Annotated in this window: 11 protein-coding genes; 5 read left to right on the top strand and 6 right to left on the bottom strand. The window is 45.7% G+C overall.

Translation table 11 applies throughout. The features are described 5' to 3' along the window. Nucleotides 1-20: 20 nt before the first annotated feature. Nucleotides 21-467, top strand: coding sequence for a DUF2750 domain-containing protein (locus tag ACFGVS_RS25335; protein WP_439696043.1), 447 nt, complete (start codon nt 21-23; stop codon nt 465-467). Between the two features lie 10 nt (nt 468-477). Continuing rightward, a complete protein-coding gene (locus tag ACFGVS_RS25330) occupies nt 478-1,269 on the top strand; it encodes a (Fe-S)-binding protein (RefSeq protein ID WP_439696042.1) in 792 nt (263 codons plus the stop codon). Between the two features lie 188 nt (nt 1,270-1,457). Here the strand turns inward: ACFGVS_RS25330 and ACFGVS_RS25325 are convergent, their stop codons facing one another. Together ACFGVS_RS25325 and ACFGVS_RS25320 are read right to left on the bottom strand one after the other, a co-directional pair. Then, complete coding sequence (locus ACFGVS_RS25325; RefSeq protein WP_439696041.1) at nt 1,458-2,453, bottom strand: EamA family transporter; 996 nt, start codon at nt 2,451-2,453, stop codon at nt 1,458-1,460. A 7-nt stretch (nt 2,454-2,460) separates the two neighbouring features. Beyond that, on the bottom strand, nt 2,461-2,907 hold the full coding sequence (locus ACFGVS_RS25320; protein ID WP_439696040.1) for a DoxX family membrane protein: 447 nt from the start codon (nt 2,905-2,907) through the stop codon (nt 2,461-2,463). Between the two features lie 82 nt (nt 2,908-2,989). Here ACFGVS_RS25320 and ACFGVS_RS25315 point away from each other — a divergent pair, with 82 nt between their 5' ends. Beyond that, the gene (locus tag ACFGVS_RS25315) at nt 2,990-4,489 is read left to right on the top strand and encodes a PLP-dependent aminotransferase family protein (RefSeq protein ID WP_439696039.1); all 1,500 of its coding nucleotides are present in this window, start codon (nt 2,990-2,992) and stop codon (nt 4,487-4,489) included. Here ACFGVS_RS25315 and ACFGVS_RS25310 read toward each other — a convergent pair. Next, nucleotides 4,464-5,174 carry a siderophore-interacting protein gene (locus ACFGVS_RS25310; RefSeq protein ID WP_274209739.1) on the bottom strand — a complete coding sequence of 237 codons (711 nt, stop codon included), beginning with the start codon at nt 5,172-5,174 and terminating at the stop codon, nt 4,464-4,466. The genes ACFGVS_RS25315 and ACFGVS_RS25310 overlap by 26 nt on opposite strands. A gap of 76 nt (nt 5,175-5,250) precedes the next feature. Continuing rightward, a complete protein-coding gene (locus ACFGVS_RS25305) occupies nt 5,251-6,102 on the bottom strand; it encodes a helix-turn-helix domain-containing protein (protein ID WP_274209740.1) in 852 nt (283 codons plus the stop codon). Nucleotides 6,103-6,264: 162 nt separating this feature from the next. Between ACFGVS_RS25305 and ACFGVS_RS25300 the strand changes: the two genes are divergently transcribed. Then, on the top strand, nt 6,265-7,893 hold the full coding sequence (locus tag ACFGVS_RS25300; RefSeq protein WP_274209741.1) for a DUF6377 domain-containing protein: 1,629 nt from the start codon (nt 6,265-6,267) through the stop codon (nt 7,891-7,893). 16 nt (nt 7,894-7,909) lie between these two features. Here the strand turns inward: ACFGVS_RS25300 and ACFGVS_RS25295 are convergent, their stop codons facing one another. Then, nucleotides 7,910-8,407 carry a hypothetical protein gene (locus ACFGVS_RS25295; RefSeq protein WP_274209742.1) on the bottom strand — a complete coding sequence of 166 codons (498 nt, stop codon included), beginning with the start codon at nt 8,405-8,407 and terminating at the stop codon, nt 7,910-7,912. A gap of 10 nt (nt 8,408-8,417) precedes the next feature. Beyond that, nucleotides 8,418-10,157, bottom strand: a complete 1,740-nt coding sequence (locus ACFGVS_RS25290) for a tetratricopeptide repeat protein (RefSeq protein WP_439696038.1) — start codon at nt 10,155-10,157, stop codon at nt 8,418-8,420. A gap of 316 nt (nt 10,158-10,473) precedes the next feature. On the opposite strand from ACFGVS_RS25290, the gene ACFGVS_RS25285 reads away from it, so the two are divergent. After that, nucleotides 10,474-13,431: a SusC/RagA family TonB-linked outer membrane protein gene (locus tag ACFGVS_RS25285; RefSeq protein WP_274209744.1), complete on the top strand. Its 2,958-nt coding sequence runs from the start codon at nt 10,474-10,476 to the stop codon at nt 13,429-13,431. Nucleotides 13,432-13,438 lie beyond the last annotated feature (7 nt).

Genomic DNA, 13,438 nt, shown 5'->3' with positions numbered 1-13,438 from the left:
AGGCTTTATTAAATACACACATGCTGCAGGATATCGCAATCATCGAACTGAAATATAATACATTTATTGAAAGGGCAGCCGCTACCAAATCGGTATGGGGATTGAAAAGTAAAACAGGATGGGCCAATTCCAATTCAAACGATGACGAAGAAATTAGTGTAATTCCGTTTTGGTCGGATAGGGCTTATGCTAAGGCCTGCGCCCGCGACGATTGGAACCGTTACCTGCCCGTCGAAATCCTGTTGGCCGAGTTTTTAGAGAGTTGGTGCGTAGAAATGGCAGAAGAGAATGTATTAGTTGGCGCTAACTGGGATGCCCGTATGTTTGGGAAAGAAAGCCCCGCTTTGGAGGTTGCGCTTGATATTCTTAACCTTTTAAAAGCCAGCAACACAGCAATTGTATTTAAAAATTACAGTAGCGTAGATGATTTTATAGCCAATATAAACGAGTTGCCCGACGACTTATAATCCGGATTTTATGACAAACTTCAAAATACCCACTATGGCCCAAATGGCCGCCGACGGCATTGAACCCGAAATACTGTTCTGGGTTGGCTGTGCAGGTAGTTTTGACGAGCGGGCGCAAAAAATAACCCGCGATATATGTAAAATACTGCATCACGTCGGTATCAGCTTCGCTGTTTTGGGTACCGAGGAAAGCTGCACCGGCGACCCTGCCAAACGGGCCGGTAACGAGTTTTTGTTCCAGATGCAAGCCATGACCAATATTGAAGTGCTTAATGCCTATAACATCAAAAAAATAGTAACCGGCTGCCCGCACTGCTTTAACACCATCAGGAACGAATATCCGGGTTTGGGTGGCAATTATGATGTAATACACCATAGCCAGCTGATACAACAACTAATTGATGAAGGTAAGCTGAAAGCCGAGGGCGGCGAAAGCTTTAAAGGTAAAAAGATCACCTTTCATGACCCTTGTTACTTAGGCCGGGCAAATAATGTTTATGAGGCCCCGCGTGCCGCGTTGGAAATACTGGATGCCGAACTGGTTGAAATGAAACGCTGCAAAAGTAATGGTTTATGCTGCGGCGCGGGCGGCGCGCAAATGTTTAAAGAACCCGAACCAGGTAAAAAAGACATCAACCTTGAACGCATGCAGGATGTAATTGAAGCCAAAGCCAATATTGTAGCTGCCGGCTGCCCCTTTTGTATGACCATGCTTACCGATGGTGTTAAGCTACAGGATAAACAAGACGAGATCCAGGTGTTGGATATTGCCGAAATAACGGTAAGGGCAAATGGTTTATAGTCATTGGTCATTGGTCATTGGTCATTGGTCATTGGTCATTGGTCATTTAGGGAAAAGTTTGATTGGCTGACAACTGTTTTAAAAATTTCAAATAGATCCGACAATAACCAATGACAGCGAAGCGAAATGACCAATGACAAGCGTAGCGACAATGACCAATGAATAATGACAAGCGTAGCGACTATTCGTCAACAAGCTTTCACCAGCAACTCGCCGGTTGGTAAGCCCGGCATAGGCACTACCTTCTTTTGGGGCGCAGTTTTACGGTATTTAACCAGGTTAATAAGCAATACGCTGATGAGGATAATAACCAAACCAACAACCTGTAAAACAGATACCTGCTCGCCGGCAAACAATACACCCAAAAGCACCGCGATAACCGGGTTTACATACGAGTGTGTGCTTACCTGCGTAGCCGGCCTTACCTGCAACAGCCAAACGTAAGCGCTAAATGCCCCAATAGATCCAAATATAACGAGGTAGGCGATAGCCATCCATGATGAAGCAGGTACCTGCGCCAAACTAAAACCATCAAATTCATGATGCAGCATGCCTGCGGGGATAAAAGCCAAACCGGCAATAATCATTTGCCAGGCTGTATTTAACCTTGCCGGGCCGCTGTTTGCGTTGTGTTTGGAATACAATGAACCGGCCGACCATACTATCGGCCCCAAAATCAAAAGGGCTACGCCCAAAAAAGTGGTTGTATGATGTTTATCGGCAAGGGCTTTGGCTACCTGTTCGCCAAATAGCAGCACAACACCGGCAAAGCCCACAATTAGCCCGATAATGGTCGATTTGCTTTTGAAGTTAACACGCCAGTTCGGCCTGTCCAGCACCACAAACCAAATGGGGCTGGCCGATACCGTGATGGCCACCATTGCGCTGGGCAAAGTTTGCTCAACCCAAATTACCATGCCGGTGGCTGCAAACAACATCAGCATACCGCTAACAGCCGAATTGATGATATCCCGTTTCACCAATATTTTATCGCCCCTGTAAGCGCACCAGCCCAGCATAAGCAGTCCGGCGGTAGTATACCTGAGCGCCCCCATCAGCATAGCCGGGAAACCGTGTACCGCCATCCCGATAAAAAAGTATGTAGAGCCCCAAACGATATAAACCGTAGCGAATGCTATGATTACCAATAGCGCAGGTGCTTTTTGTTGTTTAACTGTTGCCATGATAGTTTTAGTTTTTGTTGATTATTGAATCTATGCTCCATTTATAATCGGGTAGTGTGGCCAGCAGCAGGCTTGCCGCGCTCACTGTAAAAACCGAATAACCTACCGGCGACTCGATACCGCCGGATACAGCCATGGCCAAAGCAAACGCCAGGCTAAGCAGGCAGCTAAGTGATGCTGCGGTACGGGTAAACAAACCCGCGAGTAATAACAAACCCACGCCGGCCTCGCCAATGGTTGCTATCACAGCCAGTGTTGGGATAATTCCCGAAGGCAAAAAGCTCATTACCTGCCGGGCATAATCCATAAAGTGCTGCCAATCGCCCCAGCCTACATGGGGCCGTCCGTGGGCGCCAAAAAAACCAAGGCGATCTGCCACCTCCCACAGGTAGCTGGTAGCCAAAGCACCACGCAAAGCGACAGACGGAAGAGCATAATTTTTAATAAGTTGCATATCTTTTTTATTAACTGGTATAAAATTACGCATCAGTTGGCCTATCTTTATAGTCCAGAAAACACAAACAAGATAGTCCAGCATGAAGTTTAGCACAGGATTAATTACTATTGATAAGGATGCACAGGTAGCGGTTTATCTGCAGATAACCAATAGCATTATCGGGCACATCAGGCAAGGTACATTAAAACCGGCATCACCCCTGCCCAGCAGCAGGCTGCTTGCCGCCGCTTTAAAAGTTCACCGAAAAACAGTTGTGGCTGCCTATGACGAGTTGTATGCCCAAAGCTGGGTAGATGTTTACGCGCGTAAAGGATTTTTTGTAGCCAAAAACCTGCCCGATGTATCGCCCCGGCCAATCAACAACACAGTAAAACAAAATGCTTATCCCTTAAAAACCCATTTTGATGTTGCCGAGAAAATACCCTACCCCGGCTTATTTAACGATGATAAGCCCCGGTTGCTAACATTTGACGATGGCTTCCCCGATACCCGCGTAGCCCCGGTTGAATTACTGGTACGGGAGTACCGCAGGTTTGCCAACTACCATTTCACTCAAAAGTATTTAACCTACGGCCCCGAGCAAGGTTCGGCAAACCTGCGTACCGAGCTGGCCCGTTTCCTGGGCGAAACCCGTGGCCTGCAGGTTAGCGCCGATGATATCCTGATTACCAAGGGTGCTCAAATGGCCATTTACCTGGCAGCCCAGATCCTGCTAAGCAAAAATGATGTTGTAATTGCCGCGGACCCCGGATATCCGGGCGCCAACGAAGTATTTGAACAAACCGGGGCCAAATTAAAACTGGTACCGGTTGACGAGCATGGTATTGATTTAAACGCAGTAGAAGAGATATGCGAACAGAAGAAAGTAAAACTGGTATACGTTATCCCCCATCACCACCGCCCTACTACGGTTACCCTAAGTGCCGACAGGAGAATGCGCCTGCTGGAACTGGCCCGCAAATACCGCTTTGCCATTATTGAGGACGATTATGATTACGACTTTCATTATGCCAGCAGCCCCATATTGCCCCTGGCCAGTGCCGATTACTATGGCAGCGTGATATACGTAGGATCATTTTGTAAAACTATAGCGCCCGGCATTCGCATCGGGTTTATGGTTGCACCGGCCAACCTGGTTGTGCAGGCCACCAGGCTACGTAAAATGATTGACCGCCAGGGCGAGCACCTGCTGGAAGAAGCCATAGCCAATCTCCTTAAAAATGGCGATATAGGCCGTCACCTTAAAAAGGCCAATAAATTGTATCATGAAAGGCGCGATATACTTTGCGCCCTGCTGAAAGAGCACCTTGGCAGCTGGTTAAGCTTTAAAATTCCCGATGGCGGCTTTGCGGTTTGGGTTAAGTATGCCGATGGCATTAGCCCTGCCGACGTAGCCGAAAGAGCATCGGCTATGGGCCTCACCATTAATAACGGCCGCGATTATTTTTACCATAACACCGTCAATCATCCCTATGTCAGGATAGGTTTTGCATCCCTCAACCCTAAGGAACTGAAAACGGCCGTAAAAATACTGGCCGGCGTATTTAAAAAGCTCAGCCCCAAAAGCCCTGAAGTTTAATTTGTGCCGATGGATACCCCTGCCCTTTGAGCAGTTTACGCAACTGGGCTACCATGGTATTATTGCCGGCTAAATAAAATACGGTGTTCTCTAAACTATAACGCTGATCAAGCACCCATTCAATAAGGCTGTGATGGCCATAAACATCGCGGCGGGCTATTGGCTCCAGCGGCGTCCAAAAGTATTCCTGGAATAATTTACGGTGATGCTCGTTGCCAATTACAATACCGCCCGAAAACCGGGTATGGGGCAGCACCATTTTTTGCAGGGCGAGTAAATGCCCCATGCTGCTTTCGTCGCCAAGGGCAACTATTGCCGATGTAGCCACGGGGCTTTGATTAGTAGTACCCGTTTTAAGATAATTTACCTTATCGCCCTTTTTTAACAATCGCGCCCAATTACTGCCGGGACCGTTATGAGCGGCATCAACATAAATGGTGCAGGTTTGGGTTTCGGCATCCCAGCCCGATGGGGTGTAATCTCTGAAAGTAAGGTTATCTACCTTAAATTTAATATAAGGAATTTCGGTCCAGCCGGTCATATCTATTTGTGGCAGGTGCAGGTCAACCTCAATTAAAGTGCAGGGCTCCCAATACCTTACTTCCAAAACATAACCTGCTTGCAGGCGGCCTTCAAATAGCTTGCCGGTTTTTTGTTTTAATTTCTGTAGAGTGGATGTTTCCATGTGATGTAGAATTATTATCACAAAGAAAAGGCTTATCTATGCCCAATGAAATGGCATACCTGCGGTAATGATTGGACTATTTGCGGTAATCGGCTTTGAAGGCGAGTGGCGTTACACCTTCTGCTTTTTTAAACAGGCGCGAGAAATAGGCATGGTCTTCATACCCCAGCGCGTGCGCAATTTCTTTAACATTCAACTGGCTATAATACAGCAAACGTTTGGCCTCCAAAATAACTTCCTGTTGAATCCAGTAACTTACCGACAGTCCCGTAGCTTTTTTTAAAGCCTCATTCAGGTACGTTTCAGATACATTTAGCTTAGCCGCATAGGCCGACGGGCTTTTGAGCGTACGCACATGCTCAACCAGCAGTTTCTTAAAATCCTGAGCCAACTGCACCGGGCGCGACATCAGCATACCCGGTTTACCCGTTTGACTAAAACACCCGGCAGCAATCCCCAAAAACGATTGCAGCAGTGAATGCACAACTGATAAATTAAAAACAGCCTGCTCGTCCTCGCGGTACCGCTCAAATAACAGGTTAAGCAAGCTTTCGCACTGCCGTTTTTGCACGTCGTTTAAGGTATAAGGCTGCTGCAACAGTAATTGATTTTCAAACACATTACGATAATCGGGCGGTATCAGCATGGTATCCACCGCTATGAACCATCCATAAGCGCCTTCGTTTTGGATGCGATGGTGCACCTGCCCGGGTAAAACATAGTAAAGACAGGATTCCTGTATCACGATCTCGTTAAAGTCTACCATCAGCGATCCCCATCCCCCCTCGATTACAAAAAATATATAATGATCATCGCGGTGAGCACCCAGGGGTTCATCGGCTTTGGGTTTATCGCCCTTAAAAAAGCGATTAATCTCCAGGCCCGATGAGGCACGTTCCTTTAAAAGATGTACTGGAATGTCTTTCATGTTCAGGATGGCAAGTTAGGGCTTATTGCGATTGGATGTATGGACGGAGTGGAAAAATTGTGGGCGTAGCCGAAATACACCGCTTACCAAAAACCATACGCCATATTTTAATATGTTTGCCTATCTTTAGTGGTGAACATCCAATTACTTCCTTTACTTTAAATGAGGCCAGGCTTATATCTTTTATTTTTCTTATTTGTTTCGATAAGCCGGCCGGCCTATGCACAGTCAGTTGCTACCGATTCGTTACTCACCAAGCTTAACGCGGTACTGGCCGATAAGGATGTATACGTAAAGCAAAAAACAAACCGCATTGATGAACTGGGCAAACAGCTAAGCCAGGCCAATGATCTGGATAAAAAATATAATATTTACCAGCAGTTATATAACGAGTATAAAAACTTCAGCTACGATTCGGCCTATAACTACGCCAAAAAGCTACAGGAAACCGCCGCCAAACTAAACGACCCTAACCGTATGGCTTTTGCTAAAATGGAACTGGGCTTTACGCTCATTTCATCGGGCATGTTTAAAGAAACGCTGGAAACCCTGAACGGTATCAGCCTGCAATACCTATCAACCGACGATAAGGTGGAGTATTACTTCCTGAAAGCACGCAGCTATTTCGACTTGTCCGATTTTGACCGTAATGTCGATTACTCGGCTATGTATAATCCCAAAGGCATCCAGTTTATCGATTCGGCCCTTTCATTAGCCTCGCCCGGAACCTACAACTATTATGCATTAAGGGGGCTGCAAGCCTTACGCAAGGCCGATAATACCGGTGCCGTAAAAGATTATACCGCCCTGCTTAAGTTAAAAAACTTAACGCCCAACCAGTTTGCCATAAGTGCCTGCTCTTTAAGCTACATTTATGAAGTGCTCGGTGAGCAGGACAAATCGACCCAATTATTGATCCAGGCCGCCATTGCCGACTTGCAGTCGGCCACTAAAGAAACAGTCGCCATTTATAAACTGGCCGATTTCCTGTATAAAAAAGGCGACCTGAACAGCGCCTTCGTCTATATCAAACAAGCTATGGACGATGCCACCTTTTATGGGGCACGCCACCGGCAGGTTGCCATCAGCAGTATATTGCCCATTATCGAGGCGCAGCGCATCAGTACGGTTGAGCAGCAACGCAAGTCGCTGATTATTTACGCTTCTATCATTACGGTGTTGGTGCTTTTTGTGGTAATGTTTGCCTTCATCATCTTCCGCCAGCTTAAAAAACTACGCATTGCCGATAACCTCATCAAGGAGGCCAATGTATCGTTACAGGAAAGCAACGTTGCATTGGAAGCATTAAATCGAAATTTAAGTACGGCCAATAAAATCAAAAACGAATACATTGGCTATTACTTCAATATCAATTCCATCTACATTGATAAGCTGGAAAGCTTCCAGAAATCGCTGGATAAAAAATTGAGCAGCAAACGCTACGAAGATGCCCAGGCAGCCATTAAAAGCCTGAACCTGGAGAACGAGCGGCACCAGTTGTTCCATACTTTCGATAAGGTTTTCCTTTCCCTTTTCCCTGATTTTATCGAAAAGTTTGAAGCCCTGTTTAACAAAGACGATAAAATTGCCATTGCCGATGGGCAGCTGTTGAGCACCGAGCACCGCATTTTTGCCCTTATCCGCATGGGCATCCACGATAACGACCGGATTGCCAAACTCCTGGGCTACTCGGTAAATACCATTTACTCCTACAAAAATCGTATCAAAAACAAATCATTTATCGCTAATGATGAGTTTGAAGATCATATCATGGCGATAGAGGCGGTGTAGTTTTAAGCTGTTAAATTCAAACTTTATTTCTCTTCTTATTATAAGTATAAGGCGGCCACGTTTGCCTGTCGGCACTGCTTAGCCAGATAGTATAGCGTTTTTGAAATAACAATACCCCATCACGTTTTATAGCCCATAAATAATATTCTATAAGGTTGGGATTGCCTTTACAATATTCAATTATGCAATTCTGGATACCTGTTACTGTATAATAAGGCATCGGCTCTATATGGTCGGCCATAATAATCGCTACCTCTCCCTTATTTAAAAATCTGTCCTGGCAATCGGAACGAATACCGGTGGTGGAGGTGTCGCCAAAATAGGTTGTTATGGTGGGCAGCAATTTGCTTCCATAAGCTTTTAACTTTTTTGCCGAAGCATTGGTAATTATATTTTTTGAGTTGCCTGTTTTATAAATATCAGCCAATAATTTGTCGACCTCTTGTTTTGATTGTGCAAAACAGCCCTCAGAGGTTAACAAGAAGAAAAAGGTCAAATTGATAAGCATTTTCATTATAGAAGCATTAAAAAACAGGTCTGTCTATCTCCACATCCTTTATTTTCCAGGCGGTTTTTAAACGTTGTTTTACTTTGTTTAAAGCGAGTGCATTCCCCTCATTTTGATAGGCCCATTGCAAGCCTGTAAGCGCCCAGCCATTGTTGGGGTTTATTTGCAGGTCTTTATTTAACACAGCCACGGCCTCGTTGTAACGACCTGCTTTTAGCAATACATTGCCCAGGTAATGCCGGGCGGGTAAGGGCCAGTCGCGGGGTTCGTTATAAATGAGCTTATCTTCGGCTATAACTGCTTGTTGTAAAGTGGAGATTGCAGCACCATAGTTTTTTTGCGTGGCAGCAATATTGCCTTGCAATATCAGGTGGCCGACGCCGGCGGCCTCAAATGCCGAACTGAAATTATCTATTGGTGCTTTTAACGATGCATCAGTTAAACCGGCTTCCATCAGTTTTAGTTCTGAGGCAGCTTTTTGTGAATCGCCCTTACCGCACCAGGCCATGCCCTTTGCAAAATGAAGCAATACCGATGCATAGGCAAGAGTATCGCCTACATGGGTGTTTAAAATATCGTCCCATTTGCCAAAGCGCACATCGGTTAGCGCAGGCTGCATATAAACGTATTGGAAAAAATTACCATCAGCCCCTTTGGCGACCAGGTAATCAGGTATAATGGTAGCCTTTGCTTCATTGGCACCGCTAATGGCGGCCTTATAGTTACCGCCCATTTGCGCGCAATTTACTTTAAGGTGAATGTTATGCGTTTGGTACAACACGGCCCCGTTAACCACCGGGTTGTAAAGGCCCACGTAATAATTAAACCCGGCAACCGCTGCGTTATTATTGGCAATACCTTGCTGGTAATTACCCGTACGGATGTAAATATGCGATGGCATGTGTGTAATATGCGATACCAGCGGCATTAAAGTATCCAGCAAATGCGCGCTTTTTAAAGCCAGTTGCGGCGTGGCCGATGCCTCCATGGTATGGATATAAAAATGATTGGCTCCCGGATGTTTGGGGCTTATTGCAATAGCCTGCTCCAATAATGCGCGGATCTCCGGCGTCCATGGTTTGGGGTTAAAATCGTGGGTGTATAAATCCCAGGGATGTAACAATAGCAGGGCATCGGCATATAATGTTATCACCTCGGCATTTTTAGGGTAGCTGGCGTAAACCTTTTGCATGGCCCTGGCATAATTGCTGCGTAACTGCAACACGGTGACGGTGGTATCTTTACTATACCGCTGTTGCATTGCCGCAATAAGTGCTTGCTCCAACGGCGTGCATTTATTGGCAAAGTTGCGGCTTTTTACTGATGCTTCGTAAGCATCGGTGGGCGGGGCGTAGCCATTAGGGTAATTGATGGTTGGCCCCATAGCCAGCGACCTGCCGTACCAGGCCATCGCGCATTCCGGATCAAACCGGGTTGCCTTGGTAAATGACGCTATAGCTTCAATAGAATGAAAAGCGTAATACATGCTCAGGCCCTGGTTAAAATAAAACTGGGCGCTGTCAGACGGGGTAGTGATTTTCCATTTATAATTTCCCCAGCCATTTAAAGCAGGAATTTCTTTTAAATCATCTGCCAGGTTGTACCCGCCGCTGCAAAGTACCACGGGACGTGTAATAGCCTTATACAAAAACGCGGTTTTTGTGACTTTTTTTTGATACCGGTGATAAAAAGACTGACCGGTTAAAAAAATAACGACCAATGCGGGGCATATGACCAGGGCTCTTTTTATTTTCATCTGTTGTGGATTGCTGAAGATACTGCAATTTAAGTTTTTATGTGATGAATAATTGGCAGCTTTGCAACTATTTCCCCCAACAGCCCCAATCATCTCCTCAAAACCCGTCTATATCGCCCCATATTAAATCTATATTACAACTCCTAAAACAACAATAAAAGTACCTAACAATCAATCAATTAACAATATTATTCCGCCTATATTTTCTATATTGAGCTTTTAGGCTATTGATTAGCCAAAATTCCCTCCTTTTATTTGATTCGGATTTGCCAGCTATGGTACATCTGCAAAAACCAATTTTTAAAACCAATTTTACATGAAAAAAGTTTACTTATTTAAGTACGGCCTGACTGTGCTCCTTTTAATCTCGGCGATAGCTTCGTTTGCTCAAAAAGGTGCTTTCAGGGGCAAGGTGGTTGATGATCTTAACCAGCCATTACCCGGCGCCACAGTGCACGTTAAGGGTGCATCTCAAACAACAGTAACAGATGCTAATGGTATGTTTTCGCTTACGGGCGATACGCAACAGGCATTAACCGTGCAGGTTACTTTTGTTGGCTACGATGTGCTGGAGCGGGTAATCAAAGCCAACGAAAATCCCACTATTCAGCTGGTACCTTCATCAAAGGCTTTAACCGAAGTGGTGGTTATGGGCTACGGAACGGTTAAAAAATCTGATTTAACGGGTGCCGTTGCAACCATCGGTGCTAAAGACCTTAATCCGGGGTCGGTTACCAACCCATTACAACAACTTGCCGGCAAAGCAGCAGGCGTAAACATTACCCAGGTAGGCAGCGAACCCGGTGTGGCACCAACGGTGCGCATACGTGGCCTAACATCGTTACAGGGCGGCAATGATCCTTTGGTTGTTGTTGACGGCATTCAAGGCAACATGGACCTGCTAAATCAGGTGCCGCCAAGTGAAATTGCATCAATAGACATCCTTAAAGATGCATCGGCCACCGCTATTTACGGTTCGCGCGGCGCCCCGGGTGTTATCCTGATCACTACCAGGAAAACCGCCGCCGGCAAAAGCAGTGTTGAGTATACCGAAAATAGCTCGCTGGACGTAATTGCCCACAAATTGCAGGAACTAAACGCCGTGCAATGGACTGCACAAGCCGAAAAACAAGGTGTGGATGTATCTGCAAACCATGGCTCCAATACCGACTGGTTTAACCTGCTTACCCAAAACGGCGTTACGCAAAACCATAACCTTGCTTTTGGTGGTGGTACCAATGGCTTTAACTACCGTGCATCGGTAAGTGCCATTACCCAAACCGGTATCGTTATCAATTCCAACTATAAAAAATATATAGGCCGCATTACCGCTACGCAAAAAGCGCTTGATGATAAGTTAACCCTCACCATGAATGTAAATAGCGGCATCAACAATGATGTTTACAGCCCTATCGGCATCGGCCGGGCAGCTTTTACTTCAAACCTGATCAGCAATACATACATCTCGAGACCTACCGATCCTGTATTTAACACCGATGGATCATACTACTCAGACCCTAACGTATTCCAGTACATCAACCCTTACGCTGTTGCAAAAACGGTTAAAAACGATGTGAACACCAACAACCTGTTCACCAGTTTAAGGGGCGACCTGGATATTTACAAAGGCATATCTGCCGGATGGTTTGGCAGCTGGAGAAAATCTGATACGAATACAGGTTATTACGCGCCGGTAGCATCAACCATAGCTACCGCTATTGATAACACAGGCATCGCCAACATCAGCAATAACCATGTTGACGAAAAACTGATGGACATCAGCCTGAGCTACAAACATGAATTTGGGTTAAGCCATTTTGATGCATCGGCTATTTATGAGTGGCAGGCACAAACATATAACGGCAGCTTTGCACAGGGCCGTGGTTTTGTGAACGATTTTGCTACTTATAACGCTTTGCAGCTGGGCGATATCTCCAAAGTTTTACAGGGCGATATTTCTTCTTACAAAAACGACAGGAGGCTTATTTCATACATTGGTCAGATCCATTACTCGTACAACAACAAGTACCTGTTAACCGCCAGTATCAGGCGCGATGGTTCAACCGTATTTGGGGTTAATAACAAATGGGGTAACTTCCCGTCGGCAGCGCTTGCATGGCGGGTTGACCAGGAAGACTTTATGAAAAACCAAACCCTGTTCAGCAGCTTTAAGTTACGTGTGGGTTATGGCGTTACCGGTAACCAACAAGGCATTACCCCGCAAAACTCCATTGCTTTGGTAGGTCAGGCAGGTTCGGTGTTCTTCGGAGGATCAACCATTCCCAACTATTTTTATACACAAAATGCCAATCCTAACTTAAAGTGGGAAACCCGCAAACAGGCCAATGCCGGTTTCGATTTCTCGATGTTTAATGATAGGCTGAACGGTACTTTTGATGTATACAGGGCCACTACCGATAATTTGTTGTACCACTACACTGTACCCGTTGTAGGCCAGTTTTTTGTAAACAACATTCTGGCAAACGTAGGTAGCCTGCGTTCGCAAGGTGTCGAGCTTTCGTTAAGCTATACGGTGATAAAAAGCCAGGATATGACACTTACCCTTGCTGCAAACGGGTCATTGCTGCAAAGTAAGGTACTTAAATTAGGCGGCAACATACAAGGCTTTGATGTACCTACCAACTATGTTGGCTGGGGACCAAACGCTTACCTTGTTGTAGGCAAGCCAGTGGGCACTTTCCTTATTTTAAAACACCTTGGCAAAGATGCCAACAGCGCCGAAACCGTTGTTGACCGTGATAAAAACGGCACCATCGACCAGGGATCGCAAAGTAAAGACAGGTACGAAGAAGGCCAATCGCTGCCTAAATATACCTATGCTTTTACACCATCTTTTACTTACAAAAACTTTGATGCATCAATGGTTTGGCGCGGATCGGGCGGTAATAAAATCTATAACGGCCTTCGCCAGGATTTAAGCCTTCTGGAAAACCTGGGAAAATCAAACGTGCTTACCAGCGCGATACCTTTAGGCATTCAGTCGTCGCCTTATGGGTCTGACCTTTGGTTGGAGAGCGGCTCGTATTTAAGGTGGGAAAATCTTTCGTTAGGATACAGGTTTAACCTGGCCAAAGTAAAATACATCAGCGCTTTACGCTTATCTGTAACCGGCCAAAACCTTGCCATTATAACCAAATACAAAGGCCTTGATCCTGAAGTGAACGTTAGTGGCGACAGCTCATCGGGCGGCGACTACGGTACCTATCCGCGCACCAGGACCTTTTCTTTAGGTTTAAATGTTATTCTAAAATAATTTGATC

The organism is Mucilaginibacter sediminis, from assembly GCF_051903035.1.
Taxonomy (GTDB): Bacteria; Bacteroidota; Bacteroidia; order Sphingobacteriales; family Sphingobacteriaceae; genus Mucilaginibacter.
The sequence above is the reverse complement of the archived record's forward strand: the minus strand, read 5'-3'. Positions and strand labels throughout refer to the sequence as shown.